This is a genomic window from Micromonospora sp. NPDC047762 (assembly GCF_043204655.1).
In the GTDB taxonomy this organism is placed as follows: Bacteria; Actinomycetota; Actinomycetes; order Mycobacteriales; family Micromonosporaceae; genus Micromonospora.
The window spans coordinates 231958-250540 of record NZ_JBIDCQ010000007.1 but is presented as its reverse complement, the minus strand read 5'-3'; the positions used below and the strand labels follow the sequence as shown (position 1 = coordinate 250540).

The 18583-nt window shown below is 72.0% G+C and carries 13 protein-coding genes; 12 read left to right on the top strand and 1 reads right to left on the bottom strand.

The features are described 5' to 3' along the window. The first annotated feature begins 385 nt into the window (after window positions 1-385). The 12 genes from ACGF3C_RS22525 (at window position 386) to ACGF3C_RS22470 (ending at window position 17928) form a co-directional block, all read left to right on the top strand. On the top strand, window positions 386-1426 hold the full coding sequence (locus ACGF3C_RS22525; RefSeq protein WP_393224860.1) for a carboxymuconolactone decarboxylase family protein: 1041 nt from the start codon (window positions 386-388) through the stop codon (window positions 1424-1426). A 216-nt stretch (window positions 1427-1642) separates the two neighbouring features. Then, the gene (locus ACGF3C_RS22520; RefSeq protein ID WP_357233353.1) at window positions 1643-2221 is read left to right on the top strand and encodes a hypothetical protein; all 579 of its coding nucleotides are present in this window, start codon (window positions 1643-1645) and stop codon (window positions 2219-2221) included. Next, window positions 2218-2790 (top strand): copper resistance CopC family protein, encoded by a 573-nt coding sequence (locus ACGF3C_RS22515; protein WP_357233355.1) that lies wholly within the window; start codon window positions 2218-2220, stop codon window positions 2788-2790. The genes ACGF3C_RS22520 and ACGF3C_RS22515 overlap by 4 nt, the downstream gene beginning before the upstream one ends. A 103-nt stretch (window positions 2791-2893) precedes the next feature. Beyond that, window positions 2894-3886, top strand: coding sequence for a DUF1702 family protein (locus tag ACGF3C_RS22510; protein WP_357233357.1), 993 nt, complete (start codon window positions 2894-2896; stop codon window positions 3884-3886). Window positions 3887-4032: 146 nt separating this feature from the next. Beyond that, a complete protein-coding gene (locus ACGF3C_RS22505; protein ID WP_393224858.1) occupies window positions 4033-5001 on the top strand; it encodes a DUF1702 family protein in 969 nt (322 codons plus the stop codon). A 75-nt stretch (window positions 5002-5076) separates the two neighbouring features. Continuing rightward, on the top strand, window positions 5077-10875 hold the full coding sequence (locus ACGF3C_RS22500) for an SDR family NAD(P)-dependent oxidoreductase (protein ID WP_393224856.1): 5799 nt from the start codon (window positions 5077-5079) through the stop codon (window positions 10873-10875). 5 nt (window positions 10876-10880) lie between these two features. Beyond that, on the top strand, window positions 10881-11321 hold the full coding sequence (locus ACGF3C_RS22495) for an acyl-CoA thioesterase (RefSeq protein ID WP_357231931.1): 441 nt from the start codon (window positions 10881-10883) through the stop codon (window positions 11319-11321). A gap of 21 nt (window positions 11322-11342) precedes the next feature. After that, the gene (locus ACGF3C_RS22490) at window positions 11343-11876 is read left to right on the top strand and encodes a flavin reductase family protein (protein ID WP_393224853.1); all 534 of its coding nucleotides are present in this window, start codon (window positions 11343-11345) and stop codon (window positions 11874-11876) included. Continuing rightward, entirely contained in the window at window positions 11873-13228 is a 1356-nt protein-coding gene (locus ACGF3C_RS22485; RefSeq protein WP_357231928.1) for a cytochrome P450, read from the top strand. The genes ACGF3C_RS22490 and ACGF3C_RS22485 overlap by 4 nt, the downstream gene beginning before the upstream one ends. A 323-nt stretch (window positions 13229-13551) precedes the next feature. Continuing rightward, window positions 13552-15486 (top strand): CRTAC1 family protein, encoded by a 1935-nt coding sequence (locus ACGF3C_RS22480; protein ID WP_357231937.1) that lies wholly within the window; start codon window positions 13552-13554, stop codon window positions 15484-15486. Next, window positions 15483-16529, top strand: a complete 1047-nt coding sequence (locus ACGF3C_RS22475) for an enediyne biosynthesis protein (RefSeq protein WP_357231925.1) — start codon at window positions 15483-15485, stop codon at window positions 16527-16529. The genes ACGF3C_RS22480 and ACGF3C_RS22475 overlap by 4 nt, the downstream gene beginning before the upstream one ends. An 85-nt stretch (window positions 16530-16614) precedes the next feature. Next, window positions 16615-17928, top strand: coding sequence for a glutamyl-tRNA reductase (locus tag ACGF3C_RS22470; protein WP_393224849.1), 1314 nt, complete (start codon window positions 16615-16617; stop codon window positions 17926-17928). A gap of 6 nt (window positions 17929-17934) precedes the next feature. Here ACGF3C_RS22470 and ACGF3C_RS22465 read toward each other — a convergent pair whose 3' ends face one another. Then, window positions 17935-18477 carry an SRPBCC family protein gene (locus tag ACGF3C_RS22465; protein WP_393224847.1) on the bottom strand — a complete coding sequence of 181 codons (543 nt, stop codon included), beginning with the start codon at window positions 18475-18477 and terminating at the stop codon, window positions 17935-17937. Window positions 18478-18583 lie beyond the last annotated feature (106 nt).

Genomic DNA, 18583 nt, shown 5'->3' with positions numbered 1-18583 from the left:
GTCCGTGGTCGGCGCGCCGGTACGGGTCGTCCGCCTGGCGGACGCGCGACCGGAGGAGGTGCCCGCCGGGCCGGTCAGTGCCGTGGCCGTCGTGCCGGACCCGCGGCGGTGACCCACCGGACACCGCTCACGGATCGCTTTCCCACATCGTGACGGCAGCACGACAGGGACCGCATCTTCGTCGTTGCGCTCGCACGGAACCCCCGAATCTGGAGAAAACCCCCAGGTTCTGTGGAGGGCTTCTCCGGTCGTGCGCTGGACCGGTCGGCCCCACTCCAGGCGACCGCCGCCCGCTGATACTGACCGGGAACACGACGACGGATGGAGGACGGAGATGGTCGCCGCGCGGGTAGCGTCCTCAATGGTGCGTCGGCAGGTCAGGTACGTGTCCCCGGTTTCGCCCGGGTCGGCCAACGGGCTGGTCGCCGAGGTGTACGCGCAGGTGGCCGACGAGATGCGACTCGTGGTGCCGCCCGCGTTGATGCACTCTCCGGCACCGGACGTGCTGGCCGCGTACTGGGCGCTGACACGGGAACCCCTGGTCACGGTGGGGCCGGTGGACCGGGCCACCAAGGAGGCGGTCGCCGCGGCGGTGTCGGTGGCCAACACCTGCCCGTACTGCGCGGACATGCACACCGTCGGCATGTACGACCTGTCCGGCGAGCACGCCGCCGAGGCGGTCGCCGGCGACCGGATGCAGGACATCACCGAGCCGGAGCTGCGCGTCGCGGCGGCGTGGGCGCGTACCGCGCACCAGTCCGACGACGCCGCGCCGCCGCCTGCCGGGCTGTCCCCGGCAGACCGCGCGGAACTGATCGGGGTGGTCGTCGCCTTTCATTACCTGACCCGCATGGTGAACGTGTTCCTGGCGAACTTCCTGCTGCCGCCGGGCCTTGCTCCGTGGTCCCGTCGCCGACTCAAGCAGGGGATCAGCCGGGTCCTGCGTCCCACCCTGCGGGAGCCGCGCGAGCCGGGCCGGGCCTCGGGCCTGCTGCCCGCCGCGCCGCTGCGCGCGGCCACCGCCTGGGCGGCGCCCCGGCCGGCGGTGGCCGCCGCGGTGGGCCGGGCCGACCAGGTCTTCCGCGCCGCCGGTGACCGCGCGCTCGCTCCGGAGGTACGCGACCTGGTCACCGCGCATCTCTCGGGGTGGCGGGGGAGGGACACCGGAATCAGCACCGACTGGTGCGAGCGGCTGATCGCCGACCTGGCACCGGCGGACCGGGCCGCCGCGCGATTGGCGCTGCTCACCGCGGTCGCCTCGTACCAGGTCGACGAGGAGGTGGTCCAGGAGTTCCGCCGCCACCACCCGGAGGACCGGTCGCTGGTCGACGCCGCAGCCTGGGCTGCCTGGTCGGCGGCTTCCCTGGTCGGCGCCCGGCAGGTGGCCGATCCGGTGACCGGACCGCCGCCCCAGCGCCACAGCTGACCACCGCCCCGCATCCGGATGTGCCACCCGGCCGCCGGGTGGCGCATCCGCGGGTGCAGAGCAAAGGCTGCGGACATGGAAGCGGCGGCGGGCGAGGTGGGTCCGGCGCCAACTGAGCATTGTGGAAGAAAGACGATGCGCCGCGAGCCGGAAGGGTGGGAGGGGATGCCGTCCGCAGGGCTCGGGCGGTGACCGCTACGGCGACTGGAGGCCAGGATGAGTGTTGATGCGGCGCGACCCGGGAGGGTCGGCCCGACCAACTGGTGGAACGGTGCCCACCACCGTACCGCGCTGAACCTGTTCATGGTCGTGGTGCTGGCGCACTGGGCCGAGCACCTCACGCAGGCGTTCCAGATCTGGGCGCTGGGCTGGCCCGTGCCGGAGGCGCGCGGAGTGCTCGGTCTGTACTTCCCCTGGCTGGTCACCTCGGAATGGCTGCACTACGCGTACGCGCTGGTGATGCTGGTCGGCCTGTGGCTGCTGCGCGGCGGTTTCGTGGGCCGGTCTCGCACCTGGTGGATGGTGGCCTTCGGGATCCAGTTCTGGCACCACATCGAGCACCTGATGCTCTTCGTGCAGGCTCAGACCGGCACGTTCTTCTTCGGCCGTTCGGTTCCCACCAGCATGTTGCAGCTGGTCCTGCCCCGGGTCGAGCTCCACCTGTTCTACAACACCGTGGTGTTCCTGCCGATGGTGATCGCGATCATCCTGCACCTACGGCCGAACCGGGCCGAGTCCGCGCTGATGACCTGCAGCTGCGCCCCACGGCTGACCGTGGCGCCCAGCATGCCGTGACGGCGTCGGAGGCAGCGCGTCCGGGGCCCGGGTCCCGCTGGTTCGGGTACCTCGTCGCCGTTGTGGTCTGCGCGGTGGTGGCGCTGGCCGCACTCACCGACAAGCCCACCGCCCGGGTCGCCGCGGTGACGCCGGCGGACGGCGCGACAGTGGCCGGCCCGCCGGCCGAGGTGGTGGTCACCTTCGAGGGCACGGTGCGGGCGAGGGAGTTCCATCTGGCCGTCGCGCCGGCCGGTCAGAGCCGTTCGATAGCGGCCGGTCCGGCGAAGCTGGAGGAGCAGCGGTTGGTGCTGCCCGTCCGCGTTCAGACCGCCGGGGCGTATCTGGCCGCGTACCACGTGTTGTTGACCGACGGACGGCAACTGAGTGGCACGACCCGGTTCACCGTGGCCGCTGCCGGGCCGCCCGTGTCGGTGGCCGCCGACGCCCCCTCGGTCGGGCCCGGTGGGCACCAGCACGGTGCCGACGATCCGCTCAGCGTGGGCCTCCTCGTGCTGGACCTGCTGCTGGTGGTGGTCGTGGCCGTCGTGCTGCTACGCCGGCCCCGGATCCGGGAGGGGCGACGCTGACGGTGACCGGGAGCGCATGAACGAAGGCGCGCGAGATGCGGCCGGCGTACGACGATGGGTACGCCGGCCGCGGCACGTCGCCGGGCCGTGAGGGAGGACGACGATGCCGACGACCCTGGGTTCGATACGGCGGCTGGTCCTGACGCCGTCACTGGCGGAGACGACCTTCGCCCGTCGCGGCTTCCCCGTGACGCCCGGCCCGGTGACCCGCCGCCTCGAGGCGATTCCGCAGGCGGTGATCTGCGGGTTCGAGTGGGGCATCGACATGCGCGACCAGTGGGAGCTGGAACGTCGTCTGGAACTGGTCGAACCGGAGATGCGCGGCTTCGCGTACGAGGGTGCGGCGATGGCGCTCACGGTCATCGACGCGATGCCGGGGCCGCGCCGCCACCGAGCCCGGGAGCTGCTCTCCGGTCCGGGCCGGCCGCACACCTTCCTGACCTACATCGGCATCGGGTTCGCCATGGCCCGCCTGCCGCGCCCACTGTGGAAGGGTGTGCTGCCGGATCTGACCGGCACCCCCTACTACCCGACGATGAGCTGGCTGGCCGTCGACGGCTACGGCTTCGACCGGGCGTACTTCGAGACCGAGCGGTGGGTGACCCGGCAGGAGCTGCTGCCCGCGTACCCCTGGCAGGGGCGGGCGGACTACTTTCCGCGCGCCGTCGACCAGGGCATCGGCCGGGCGCTCTGGTTCATCCACGGGGCCGGCGCGGCGGACGTCGCCGCGGCGGTGCGGCGGTTCGCGCCCGCCCGGCAGGCCGACCTGTGGAGCGGTGTCGGCCTGGCGGCCACGTTCGCCGGCGGCGCCGACCTGGGCAGCCTGCGCTCGCTGGTGGACGCCGCCGGAGAGGACCACGCGCACCTGGCGCAGGGCGCGGTCTTCGCGGCGAAGGCCCGGCACTTCTCCGGTTTCCAACCGGCGCACACCGAGGTCGCGCTGACGGCGCTGGCCGGGATGTCGGTCGAGGCCGCCGCCGCCCTGGCCGACGACGTCGCGGTCGACAGCCTCGCCGACGACGCCGAACCGGACTACGAAGTGTGGCGCCGCCGCATCCGCGCTCATTTCCCGGTGCCCGCGACGCGCGTGTCGTAGCGATTCCCGCTACCCATTTAGGCGCCCATTTTCCGGGCGCGGCCCCTGCCTGCCCGAGGTCGGTTCAAAGCGCCGCAACAATGAAGAAGAATGTCCTCGCCCGGGCTGCGAATATTGGCGACATATCTATTGCCCTGGGGGTGCTGATGAGAGCTTGGCGAAGGCTGCGACGGCGTGTCCTGACCCCTGACATCTCCCAGACGACGTGTGCCGTCCGGGGTTTCCACGTCACTGACGAAGCGACGCGCGAGCGCTTGGAGACCGTCGGCGGGTCCTTCCTCGCCGGCTTCGGCGAGGCCGCGGAGGCCCGAGTCGTGGCCGACGTCGTGGCCCCGCTGGAGCGGCTGGCGCCCACCTGGCGCGGCTTCGCCTACGAAGGCGCGGCCATGGGCCTGAGCATCCGCGACGCGCTGCCCGGGCGGGGCGGGCGGGTGGCCGAGTTCCTCGCCGGCCCCGGCGACCCGCACGTCTACATGGCGTACGTCGGGGTGGGCTGGGCGATGGCCCGGCTGCCCCGGTTCCTCTGGTCCCGGCTGTACGCGCCGGACCCGCTGCTGCGCTGGCTGGTGCTGGACGGCTACGGCTTCCACCAGGCGTACTTCCGCACCGGAAGCTACATCGAGCAGCGCTACCGCGAGGAAACCTTTCCCTGGCCCGGCGACGACCCGGGCAGGTACGCGGTGCGTGCGATCGACCAGGGCGTCGGCCGGGCCTCCTGGTTCGTGGTCGGGGCCGATCCGGACCGGCTGGCCCGCCTGTTCGCCGGGTTCCCGGAGCGGCGTCGGGCGGACCTGTGGGCCGGTGCCGGGCTGGCCGCCACCTATGCCGGCGGCGCTGACGAGGCGGGGCTGGAGCGGCTGCGCGAGCTGTCCGGGTCGTACCGGGGCGACCTGGCCCAGGGGTCGGCCTTCGCGGCCGGGGCCCGGGTGCGCGCCGGCCTGACGGTGCCGCACAACGAGGTGGCCACCCGGGTGCTGTGCGGGTTGTCGACGCGGGACGCTTCGGCGGTCACCGACGACACCCGGATCGGGGTGGCCCCGGCGAACGGCTTCCCCGCGTACGAAGTGTGGCGGCAACGGATCAGGAACGCGCTCGTGCCGATTCGGAAAAATTGATTTGCTTCATTCACCGAAGACCGTGCGCGAATTGTTCCGTGCTGCGCCGGGCGTTTGAGGAAGGGCGTAGTCAGTATGACAAGAATCGCTGTGGTGGGCATGGCGTGCCGCTATCCCGACGCCACGTCTCCGCGGGAGTTGTGGGAGAACGCACTGGCTGGCCGGCGGGCCTTCCGGCGGCTGCCCGACGTGCGGTTGAAGCTGGACGACTACTGGGACGCCGATCCGAAGACCCCGGACCGGTTCTACTCGCGCAACGCGGCGGTGATCGAGGGGTACGAGTTCGACCGGGTGGCCTACAAGATCGCCGGCAGCACCTTCCGCTCCACCGACCTCACCCACTGGCTGGCGCTGGACGTCGCCGCCGCGGCGCTGGCCGACGCGGGCTTCCCGATGGCCGAAGGGCTGCCCCGGGAGCGGACCGGCGTGGTCATCGGCAACAGCCTCACCGGTGAGTTCTCCCGCGCGAATCAGCTCCGCCTCCGCTGGCCGTACGTGCGGCGGATGGTCGGCGCGGCGCTCAAGGAACAGGACTGGGACGACGACCAGCTCGCCACCTTCCTGGACGGCTTCGAGGCCACCTTCAAGAGTCCGTTCCCAGAGGTCGACGAGGACACCCTGGCCGGCGCCCTGTCGAACACCATCGCCGGGCGGATCTGCAACCACTTCGACTTCAACGGTGGCGGATACACCGTCGACGGTGCCTGCTCCTCGTCGCTGCTGTCGGTGGCCACCGCCTGCAAGACGCTGATCGACGGCGACGTGGACGTCGCGATCGCCGGCGGCGTCGACCTTTCCATCGACCCGTTCGAGATCATCGGCTTCGCCAAGACCGGTGCGCTGGCCACCGGCGAGATGCGGGTCTACGACCGCTCCTCCAACGGCTTCTGGCCGGGCGAGGGCTGCGGCATGGTGGTGCTGATGCGGGAGGACGAGGCCCGCGCCGGAGGGCACCGCATCTACGCCTCGATCGCAGGCTGGGGCATCTCCTCCGACGGCAAGGGCGGCATCACCCGGCCCGAGATCAACGGCTACCAGCTGGCGCTGCGCCGAGCGTACGAGCGCACGGGCTTCGGCATCGAGACCGTCGGGCTGTTCGAGGGCCACGGCACCGGCACCAAGGTCGGCGACGCGACCGAGTTGGAGGCGTTGTCGCTCGCCCGCGCCGAGGCGGACCCGTCGGCGCCGCCGGCCGTGATCGGTTCGGTGAAGGGAATGATCGGTCACACCAAGGCAGCAGCCGGAGTGGCCGGCCTGATCAAGGCGGCGATGGCGGTGCACCAGGAGGTGCTGCCGCCCGCCATCGGCTGCGTGGACCCGCACGCGCTGATCAGCGAGGGCACCCCCGCGCTGCGGGCGCTGCGCCGGGCGGAGGCCTGGCCCGCTGACACACCGGTTCGCGCCGGGATCACCGCGATGGGGTTCGGCGGCATCAACACCCACATCGTCCTGGACAACTCCCGATCACGCCGCAGGTCGACACTGGACACACGGACGCGCGCGCTGGCCACCGGCCTTCAGGACGCCGAACTGCTGGTGGTCGACGCGCCCACTCCGAATGACCTGGTGCAGCGGCTGGACCAGCTGATCGAGTTCGTGCCGTCCCTGGCGTACGCCCAGCTCGCCGACCTGGCCGCGACCCTGCACGGTGAGCTGCGCGAGCAGCCCTTCCGGGCGGCCGTGGTCGTCTCCTCGCCCGAGGACGCCGAGCGGCGGCTGCGCAAGGTACGCGACTCGGTGGAGGCCGGGGAGACCCGGATGTTCTCCGCCGACGGCCGCTGCCTGGTCGGCCACGTCAGCGGGCCGGGACGGATCGGTTTCCTCTTTCCCGGCCAGGGCTCCGGACGGGGCGTCAGCGGCGGCGCGCTGCGTCGCCGGTTCGCCGAGGCGGAGGAGGTGTACCAGCGGGCGAACCTGCCCACCGGCGGCGACGTGGTGGCCACCGAGGTGGCCCAGCCGCGCATCGTCACCGGCTCCGCCGCGGGCCTGCGGGCGTTGACCACGCTCGGCATCGAGGCCGCCGTGGCGGTCGGTCACAGCCTGGGCGAGATCTCCGCGCTGCACTGGGCCGGCGCGATCGACGAGGCGGGCCTGCTGCGTATCGCCGCCGTGCGTGGCCAGACCATGGCCCGGCACAGCGCATCCGGCACGATGGCCAGCCTCGGTGCCGCGCCGGAGGCCGTCGACCCGCTGATCGCCGACCTGCCGGTGGTGATCGCCGGCTACAACAGCCCCGACCACACCGTGATCGCCGGTGCGGAGGACGCGGTCAGGGCTGCGTGCCGGAGGGCGTCGGACGCGGGGCTGAACGCCTCCGTCCTGTCCGTCTCGCACGCGTTCCACTCGCCGCTCGTGGCCCCGGCCGCCTCGGCGTTCGGTGCGGCGCTGGCCGACGAGCCGTTCCGGCCGCTGGACCGGCGGCTGGTCTCCACTGTCACCGGCGACGTGCTGCCGGCCGACACCGACGTGCCCGCCCTGCTGAGCCGCCAGATCACCGACCCGGTGCTGTTCACCCTGGCGGTCACCCTCGCCGCGAAGGACGTCGACCTGTTCGTCGAGGTCGGGCCGGGCCGGGTACTGACCGGGCTGGCGTCCCGGACCACCGACGTACCAGCGGTCGCCCTGGACACCGACGAGGAGTCGATCGCCAGTCTGCTCAAGGTGGTCGGCGCGGCGTACGTGGTTGGTGCGGCACCGGTGGACAGCGGCCTGTTCCACGGCCGGCTGATCCGGCCGCTCCAGATCGGCCAGCAGTTCTCCTTCCTGGCCAGCCCGTGTGAGCAGGCACCGCCGCTACGGCTCCCGGAGGCCACCGCCGCGGCGGCGCTCACGCCGGCCGCCCGGCCCACCGAGCCGACGGTCACGGACCTGCTCGGCGAGTCCGCCGAGGAACAGCTGCGCCAGTTGGCCGCCGAGCGGGCGGAACTGCCGCTGGAGACGGTGCAGCCGGACAGCCACCTCCTGGACGACCTGCACCTCAGCTCGATCACCGTCGGCCAGGTGGTCAACGACCTCGCCCAGCGGATGGGTGTGCCGACCGCGGCGCTGCCCACCAACTTCGCCACGGCCACCGTCCGCGAGCTGGCCGAGGCGTTGGACGAGTTGGCCGGTACGGCTGGGCAGGCCGGGTCGGTGACCGAGCCGTTGGTGGCCGGAGCCGCCGCCTGGGCCCGGCCCTGGCGGCTGGACCTGGACGAGCTGCCCGCGCCCGCGCGGGTGGCTCCCGAGGAGACCGGCCGGTGGCGGGTGCACGCCGCACCCGGACACCCCTGGGCCGACCGGTTGGCCAGCGCTCTGCAGCGGGCGAACCTCGGCGACGGGGTGCTGGTCTGCCTGCCCGACCCCTGCCCGGAGGAGGCGCTCGACCTGGCGCTGACCGGGGCCCGGGAGGTACTTGGCGGTGCCCCTGGCACCAGGTACGTGCTGGTCCAGCACGGTCGCGGCGCGGCCGGCCTGGCCAAGACCCTCCGCCTGGAGGCGCCCCGCGCCCGGGTCACCATCGTCCACCATCCCGACGACGCGGCCGTGGTGGACCGGGTGGTGACCGAGGTGGCGGGCACCGCCGACTACCGCGAGGTGCACTACGACACCTCCGGCGTACGCCGGGTGCCGACGCTGCGCGCCATGCCGGTGCGTGCCGCCCGGCCCCGTCCCGCGCTCGGCGCGGACGACGTGCTGCTGGTCACCGGCGGAGGCAAGGGCATCACCGCCGAGTGCGCGCTCGCCATGGCCACCGACAGCGGGGCGAGCCTGGCCCTGCTCGGCCGTTCCGACCCGGCGGCCGACACCGAGCTGGCGGCCAACCTGGCCCGGATCGCCGAGGCCGGGGTGACGGTCCGCTACGCCCGCGCCGACATCACCAATGCCGACCAGGTACGTCGTGCCGTCGCCGAACTCACAGCGTTGCTCGGCCCGGTCACCGCGGTCCTGCACGGTGCCGGCCGTAACGAGCCCGCCTCGCTGGCCAGGCTGGACCTGGCGGACTTCCGGGCCACGCTCGCGCCGAAGATCGACGGCCTGAGGGCCACCCTGGAAGCGGTCGACCCGGACCGGCTCAAGCTGTTGGTGACCCTGGGCAGCATCATCGGTCGCGCCGGGCTGCGCGGCGAGGCGCACTATGCCACCGCCAACGACTGGCTGGCCGAGACCACCGAGGAGTTCGGCCGACGGCACCCGGGATGCCGGGCTGTCTGCCTCGAATGGTCGGTCTGGTCGGGTGTCGGCATGGGCGAACGGCTCTCCGTGGTCGAGTCCCTCACCCGCGACGGGGTCACCCCGGTCACGCCGGACCAGGGCATCGCGATCCTGCGCCGGCTGCTGGCCGACCCGGACGCGCCCGGCACTGTGGTGATCAGCGGCCGCACCGAGGGCATCGACACGGTCCGGTACGACCTGCCGGAGCTGCCGCTGCTGCGGTTCGTGGAACGGCCGTTGATCCGGTACCACGGCGTGGAGCTGGTCACCGAGGTCGACCTCAACGTCGGTACCGACCTCTACCTGGCCGACCACCTTCTCGACGGCAACCTGCTCTTCCCGGCGGTGTTCGGCATGGAGGCGATGGCCCAGGTGGCCGGTGCGGTCACCGGCGACGGACGGGTGCCGGTCATCGAGCGGGCCGAGTTCCTCCGGCCGATCATCGTCCCGCCGTACGGCCGCAGCCGGATCCGGGTGGCCGCGACGGTGACCGACGACGACACCGTCCAGGTCGCCATCCGCAGCGAGGAGACGGGCTTCGCCGCCGATCACTTCACCGCGACGATGCGCTTCACCGACACGGTGGCCCCCGGCGGCCCGCCCGACCAGGTCTGCGACGAGATCGCCCCGCTGTCGATGTCACCGGCCGACGATCTGTACGGCGACGTGCTGTTCCAGGGTGACCGGTTCCAGCGGCTGCGCCGCTACCGGCGGGCCGCCGCTCGCCACGTCGACGTCGAGGTGGAGGCACTCGACGACGTCGACTGGTTTGCCCGCTTCGTGCCAGACCGCCTGCTGCTCGGTGACCCCGGTGTGCGGGACGCGCTGATGCACGGCAACCAGGTCTGCGTGCCGGACGCCACGCTGCTGCCGACCGGGGTGGAGCGGATCCACCCGGCGGGGGAGAAGCTGACCGGCCGGGGTGAGCTGCGCTACTGCGCCACCGAACGCAGCCGCGACGGCGACACCTACGTCTACGACGTCGTCCTGCGGACCACCGCCGGCGAGGTCGTGGAGCGCTGGGAGGGCCTGCGACTGCGTGCCGTGCGCAAGCAGGACGGTCGCGGCCCCTGGGTGGCGCCGCTACTCGGGCCGTACCTGGAGCGGGCGCTGGGCGACGTCCTCGGCGCGCAGGTGGCCGTGGCGGTCGAGCCGGACGGCCCGACCGAGCCGGTCGACCAGCCGGGCGGGCACCTGGCCGTGCGGCGGGCCCGGTCGCGGATCGCGGCGCGGCGTTCGACCGGCGAGCCGGTCGAGGTGACCTACCGCCCCGACGGCCGCCCGGAGATCGCGGGCGGGCGGACGCTGTCAGTGGCGCACGGCGCGCGGCTGACACTGGCGGTGACCGCGACCGGGGCCCTCGGTTGCGACGTCGAAACGGTGCTCCACCGCGACGACGCGGTGTGGGACGGCCTGCTCGGCGAGCACGCCGGCCTGGCCCGGCTCGTTGCCGCGGACACCGGTGAGGACGCCGACACGGCCGCCACGCGGGTCTGGACGGCGCTGGAGTGTGTGCAGAAGTCCGGCGGCCAGCCCGGCGGACCGCTGACCCTGCTGCCCTCGCCGCGTCCCGGCTGGACGGTGTTCGGGGCCGGCGAGCTGCGGGTGGCGGCCTTCGTCACCGCGGTACGCGGCGTCGACGAGCCGGTGGTGTTCGCGATCCTCACCGAGGGGAGGTGACGACGGTGGAGCGCTGGTTCGAGTACCGGCACACGGTCGGGTTCGAAGAGACCAACCTCGTCGGCAACGTCTACTACGTCAACTACCTGCGGTGGCAGGGGCGGTGCCGGGAGATGTTCCTCAAGGAGAAGGCACCGGCGGTCCTGGCTGACCTCCGGGCGGATCTCAAGCTGTTCACACTGCGGGTCGATTGCGAGTTCTTCGCCGAGATCACCGCCTTCGACGAGCTGGCCGTCCGGATGCATCTGCGTGAGCTGGCGCAGACCCAGGTCGAGTTCGGCTTCGACTACGTCCGGCTGGACACCGGCGGCGGCGAACTCCTCGTCGCCCGCGGCTCGCAGCGCGTTGCGTGCATGCGCGGCCCCAACACCCGCACCGTCCCCACCCGGGTGCCCGAGGCGTTGGAGGCCGCGCTCAAGCCGTACGCCGTGGGCGTACGGGCCTGACCGGCGACCCCAGGAGTCACTGTGACTGCTCATCCCCAACCCACCGGCCTGGTGACCGACCCGAAGACACTCCGCTGGGCACTCGCCGCCTTCGCCACCGGCGTCACGGTGGTCACCGTAGGCGGCCCGACCCCGCACGGCATGACGGCCAACTCATTCACCGCGGTCTCCCTGGATCCGCCGCTGGCCCTGGTCTGCGTCGGCCGGGACGCGATGATGCACGGCGCACTGACCGAGGCCGGGCAGTTCGGGGTCTCGGTGCTCGGCGCGGCGCAGGAGCCGGTGGCCCGCTACTTCGCCGACCGGCGCCGGCCGCTGGGCCGGGAGCAGTTCGAGTTCGCCGAGTGGCAGCCCGGCAGCCGGACCGGCTCGCCGCTGCTGGTCGGCGCGATCGCGCACTTCGAGTGCGAGTTGTGGCAGGCGTACGACGGCGGGGACCACAGCATCTTCATCGGTCGGCTGGTGGCGCTGGACCGCAACGCCGACGATGCGCTGGTCTTCGTCGACGGTCAGTTCCGCCAGTTGGAGCGTGCGCGTAGCGGAGCCACGACGTGAGCGTCGCGACGCGGGCCCGCCGGACGCCGCCCGGTCCGCCGCGCCTCGCGGCGCTACGCATGCTGCTGGTGATGAATCGCGACCGGCTGGGAATGATGACCTCGGCCGCGCAACGGTACGGCGACGCGGCGCGCCTGCCCGTCGGCCCGAAGAGCCTGTACTTCTTCAACCACCCGGACCACGCCAAGCACGTGCTGGCCGACAACGCCGCCAACTACCACAAGGGCATCGGGTTGGTGCACGCCCGGCGGGCGCTCGGCGACGGGTTGCTCACCAGCGAGGGTGAGCTGTGGCGCAAGCAGCGCAAGGTGATTCAGCCGGCGTTCCAGAGCCGGCGGATCGCCGCCCAGGCCGGTCAGGTGGCGGAGGAGGCCGCGGCCCTGGTCGAGCGGCTCCGCCGCCGAGCCGGCGACGTCGTCGACATGTCGGACGAGATGACCTCGCTGACGCTGGGGGTGCTGGGCCGTACTCTGCTCGACACCGACCTGGGCCGGTTTCCGACCATCGGCGGTGACTTCGCCGCCGTGCAGGACCAGGCGATGTTCGAACTGGCGACGTTGAGCGCGGTGCCGCCGGTGCTCCCGCTGCCCCGGCAGCTGCGGTTCCGGCAGTCCCGGCGGCGGCTGGAGGGAATCGTCGACCAGTTGGTCGCTGAGCGCGGCAGTGCCGACGACGGCCGGGCGGATGTGCTGTCCCGACTGATCGCCTCCGCCGGCCGGGAGCGGGATCCGCGCATCGGGCGCGCGCGGCTCCGCGACGAACTGGTCACCCTGCTGCTCGCCGGCCACGAGACGACCGCCAGCACACTGAGCTGGACCCTGTACCTGCTCGACCGGCACCCCGAGGTACGCGAACGGCTGCGCGCCGAGGTGGTCTCGGTGCTCGGTGACCGGTTGCCCACCATGGACGACCTGGGCCGGCTGCGCTACACCTCGATGGTGCTGGAGGAGGTGATGCGCCTCTACCCGCCGGTGTGGCTGCTGCCGCGCAAGGCCCTGTCCGAGGACGAGGTGGGCGGCTATCACGTCCCCGCGGGCGCGGATGTGCTCATCTGCACGTACACCCTGCACCGGAACCCGCGGTTCTGGGCCGACCCGGAGCGATTCGACCCGGAGCGATTCGACCCGGCCCGTTCCGTCGACCGACCCCGGTACGCGTACATCCCGTTCGGCGCGGGGCCCCGTTTCTGCGTGGGCAATCACCTGGGTCTGATGGAAGCCACCTTCGCCACCGCGTTGCTGGTGCGGGATCTGCGCCTGACCCGTCCGGCGGGTCGCCCGGTGGTGCCTGAGCCGATGCTGTCACTGCGGGTGCGCGGCGGCCTGCACATGCGCGTCGGCCTGCCCGACTGATAGTGCTCTGCCGCCGTCCCCGCCCGGTCCGCCGGGTGGGGACGGCGCCGTCCACGACTGTTTCCGGGCACTTTCCTTCCGAGTCACAACCGTTGTGAGCAGTGGCACTCGCCGCTTTCGGAAAACATTTCTTCATCCGTGCGCGCTTCGCCGTAAACAGCTCCGAGAGCAATTCCTGAGAAGACACCGCGCCGCGCCGGACGAAAGCATGGCGATGGTTCGTACCGAGACGCCGCGTCCGACCGCACCGCCCGCTGCCGGCCGACCCGTATGTCCCGGCGCCGTCTACCCGAGGGGGACACTTGCCACCGCAATCCGTAGGCATCCTGCGCCGACTCATTCCACCCGTGTTCGTCCTGGTGCTGGTCGCCGGTCTGTTCTCGGTGGCCCGGCTGCCCTCGGCCTCTGCCGAGGAGCGCAGCGCGCTGGCCTCCCGATACGCGTTCACCGAACGACCGATCGCGCTGCCGCCCGGCCTGCCGCAGCGCACCGTACGTCAGGTGAACCCCCGGTACGAGCACATCCGGTCCTGGATCTCGTCGGTCGGCGCCGCGGTGGCGCTCAACGACCTGGACGGCCAGGGTGGCGCGAACGACCTGTGCCTTGTCGACACCCGCAGCGACGCGGCGGTTGTCACCCCGGCCCCGGACAGCGGTGCCACGTATGCGCCGTTCGTGCTGGATCCGGCCCCGCTGCCGATGGGTCCGGCGATCGCCCCGATGGGCTGCACCCCCGGCGACTTCAACCTCGACGGCCGGATGGACCTGCTCGTCTACTACTGGGGCCGTACGCCGGTGCTGTTCCTGCAGCGCCCCGGGGTGACCTCGCTGAGCCTCGCGGCGTACCACCCGGTCGAGCTGATCCCGCAGCAGACCACCGGCCCCCTCTACCGCGGTCCGTTGTGGAACACCAACGCCGTCGCGGTGGCCGACTTCGATGGTGACGGCCGTCCGGACATCGGGATCTTCAACTACTTCCCGGACAGCCAGGTCCTCGACCCGCAGGGCCTGCCGCACGTGCAGATGAACCACTCGATGTCGCACGCGCACAACGCCGGTGGCGCGTACCTCCTGCGGTGGACCGGCGCTACCACCGGTGACTCGCCCTCGGTGAGCTACGAGAGGCAGGTGGGCGGCGATCCGGAGTTCTTCACCGGCTGGACGCTCGGCGCCAGCTCCGCGGACCTGGACGGCGATCTGCTTCCGGAGCTGTACCTGGCCAACGACTTCGGACAGGATCGGCTCTTCCACAACCGGTCCAGGCCGGGGCAGATCCGATTCGACCTGGTGGAGGGTCAGCGCGACCCGATCACCCCGAAGTCACTCGTGCTCGGGCACGACTCGTTCAAGGGCATGTCCATCGACTTCGCCGACCTGGAGGGGCGCGGACGGTTCGACGCGTTCGTCAGCAACATCACCGAGTCCTGGGGTCTGGAGGAGAGCAATTTCCTCTGGCAGAACACGGCCTCGACGCCGGAGCAGGCCCGGAAGATGCTGAGCAGGGGCGAGGCGCCGTTCCGCAACCAGGCCTCCGCCAAGAACATGGCGTGGATCGGTTGGGGCTGGGATGCCAAGATGGCCGACTTCGACAACAGCGGGCGGTTGGCGGTCGTCCAGGCCACCGGTTTCGTGAAGGGCACCATCAACCGGTTCAACTGGTTGCAGGAGTTGGCGATCAGCAACGACCTGCTGCTCTCCGACCCGGACATGTGGCCCAAGGCCGAACCCGGTGACGACATCGCCGGCGACAACGAGCTCGCGTTCTGGGTACGCGAGGACAACGGCCGGTACGCCAACATCAGCAAGGAACTCGGTCTGGCCCTACCCATTCCCACCCGGGGTGTGGCGGTGGCCGACACCAACGGCGACGGGGGCCAGGACTTCGCCGTGGCCCGCCAGTGGGGTGCGCCGGCCTACTACCGCAACGAGAAGCCCGGGAACGGCAACTTCCTGGGGCTGCGGCTGACCCGGCCGACGCTGTCCGGCGACGGTTCCTCACCGGCGTACGGCGCGCAGGTGCGGGTCACCACCGCCGACGGCCGCACCCAACTCGCCCAGCTCGACGGGGGCGGGGGTCACTCCGGCAAGCGCAGCTTCGACGTGTTCTTCGGCCTCGGCGCCGCCGGCGACCGGCCGGTCAAGGCCGAGCTGTTCTGGCGTGACCTCACCGGTGCCACCCACCGGCAGACGCTCGACCTGACCGCCGGGTGGCACGACTTCATGCTGACCAGTCGAGCCGAGGAGTTGACCAAGCGATGACGGACGTCAAGCAACCCGAGGCGACCAGGGAGCTGTCCCTCGCCACCCCGGTCACGCCGTCCGCGACGGCACCGCAGCCGACGCCCACAACGGACCGGCCCGCCGTACCGCGGGTGGACAGCAAGGATCCGCGCTACCTGGCGCTGCGCAACTTCGCCATGTCGATGACGGTCTTCAACATCCTGGGCTACACCGTGCTCGGTTTCGAGCAGCCCTGGCTGTGGCCGATCCTGGCCCTGGCGGTCGGATACGGCACCGAGATCATCGTCGAGATGGTCTCGGCGCGGGCGCTGAAGCGACCGGCGGCCTTCAGCGGCAACGGCGCGTGGGGGGTCTACACCTTCCTCCTGCCGGCGCACATCACCGCGCTGGCCGCGAACATGTTGCTGTACGCCAACGACAACTTCTGGCCCATCGCGTTCGCGGTGGTCGTGGCAGTCGGTCAGAAGGCGGTGCTCCAAGCGCCGATCAAGGGCCGGATGCGGCACTTCATGAACCCGTCCAACTTCGGCATCACCATCACGCTGCTGGTGTTCTCCTGGGTCAACATCGCCCCGCCGTACCACTTCACGGAGAACGTGCCCGGGGTGATCAGCATCCTGATCCCGGTGGTCATCGTGACGGCGGGCACGGTGCTCAACGCCATGCTGACCAAGAAGGTGCCGCTGATCGTCGGCTGGCTGGGCGCGTTCGTGATCCAGGCGGTGCTCCGGCACTTCATCTGGGACGTCTCGCTGGTCGCCGCGCTGGTCCCGATGACCGGGGTGGCCTTCGTCCTGTTCACCAACTACATGATCACCGACCCGGGCACGACCCCGGCGGCACCCCGGATGCAGTTCATGTTCGGTGCCAGCGTCGGCATGGTCTACGGCCTGCTCATGGTGTTCAACGTGGTCTACACGCTGTTCTTCGCCGTGACCCTGGTATGCCTTGCCCGTGGGCTGTTCTGGTGGGGCAGGTGGCTGGTGCAGCGCAACCGACCCGAGGAAAACCTGACACCCGCACCGCCGCCCGCCGCTGTGGCGCTACCGGTCGCCCGTTGACCGTCCGCCGGTCCCGGTCACCGGTCGGCCCGCTCGTCGTGGGTCCGCCGGTGGCCGGGACCGGCCGCTTTCGTGGAGGTGCACCATGAACCTGCTCGTCGTCGGCGCCTCGTACCGGACCACTCCGGTCGACGTACTGGAACGGCTCGCGGTCGGATCCGCCAGCCTGCCAGGGCTGCTGCGCACGCTGCTCGACCGGCCGGCGGTGGAGGAGGCGGTGGTGCTGTCCACCTGCAACCGGGTGGAGGTGTGGGCGGCGGTCGGCGGATTCCACGCCGGGCTGCGCGAGATCGGCGCGACGCTCGCCACGCACGCCGACGCGTCGACCGACGTGCTGGCCCGGCACCTGTACGCGCATTACGACGACGCCGCCGTGGCGCACACCTTCACCGTCACCGCCGGCCTGGACTCGATGGTGGTCGGCGAGGCGCAGATCCTCGGGCAGGTGCGGGCCGCGTACCGGGCCGCGGTCTCGTACGGGAGTGCCGGCCGGCTGACCCACGAGCTGGTGCAGCACGCGCTGCGGGTCGGTCGACGGGTCCGGGCCGAGACCGACATCGGGCGCTGCGGCGCCAGCACGGTGACCGCCGCCCTCGACGTGCCGGCGGGACACCTGCCCGGTGGCCTCGCCGGCCGCCCCGCCCTGGTGGTCGGTGCCGGGGCGATGGGCGGGATCGCCGTCGCCGCGCTGAGCCGCGCCGGCGCCGGACCGATCGCGGTCGCCGGGCGCGGCGCCGAGGGCATCCGCCGGCTCGTCTCGGCGTACGGCGTGCGGCCCGTGCCCGCGGCGGACCTGGTGCCGGCTCTCGCCGCCGCCGATGTCGTGGTGACAGCGACGACCGCACCGGACCCGGTGCTCACCGCTGAGCTGGTCGCGCCGGCGCTACGTCGCCGGCTGACCCGCGGCCCGGACCTGCCGCTGTTCGTGCTGGACCTGGCGATGCCCCGGGACGTGGATCCGGCGGTCGCCCGGCTCGACGGCGTGGTGGTCGTCGACATCGGCGGGCTCGGCGCGGTGGCGCGCCACGGTGTCGAGCGTCGGGACCAGGATGCGGCCGAGCGGATCGTGGCCGCCGAACGCGACGCGCTGGCCGGCCGGCTCCGCGGGGCCGACGCCGGGCTGACCGTGGCCGCGCTGCGCCGCCGGGCCGACCGGACGGTCAGCGCGGAGCTGCGCCGGCTGGCCCAGCGCCGACCTGACCTCAGCGAGACGCAGCGGGCCGAGGTGGCCCGCACTGTCAACCGGGTGGTCCAACAACTGCTGCACCCCCCGTCGGTACGTGTCCGTCAGCTCGCCGGTGAGCCGGACGGCGAGCGTTACACAGCGGCGCTGCGTCAGCTGTTCGACCTGGAGGTGCCGCACAGCACCCCGGTCGCCGACGTGCCCCGGGTGGCCTGACCGTCGTCAGCGACCGTCGTCGGCGGGCGTCTCGGCGAGGGCCTTGATGCCCTCCAGGGTGGTGAGCATGGCCTCCCGTAGGGCGGCCGTGCGGCGTTCGATGATGACCTCCTCCTGCTCCGGTGCGCGGTCGATGATGAGGCTCAGGCCGGTGCGGCCCGGCCCGATGCGGACCGAGTGGGTCAGTCGACATCCACCCGCCTCCTCGACGAGCCGGAACTGCCAGGTCGAACCCGGACGCTCCGGGTCGGCCGGGCCGCCGCCGAACCGGCCGGCCTCGTCGACCACCACCCAGGCGAACACACGTGGCGCGTCGAGGCGCACCACGTGCGAGATGGTTTGCCACTCGCCCAGCAGGGGGTGGTGGTTCTCCCCTTCGAACCGGGCGCCCAGCGTCGGCCTGTCGCAGTCGTCCAACCACCGCACGCGCCGTAACTCCTGGCTGAACCGCGCGGGCAGTTCGATGTCCGTCACCAGGTCCCACACCCGGGCGGGGTCGGCCGCCACATGCAGGTCACACTCGATTGTCGGGCCGTCGGCGTACCGCACGTCACCGCTCCTCTGTTCGTTGTGGACTCGTGCCGGTCCACTACAGCGCATGACATGATCGGAATTCAAGTGCGCAAATTCGTGGTGGCGTCGAGCGGGTGGATGG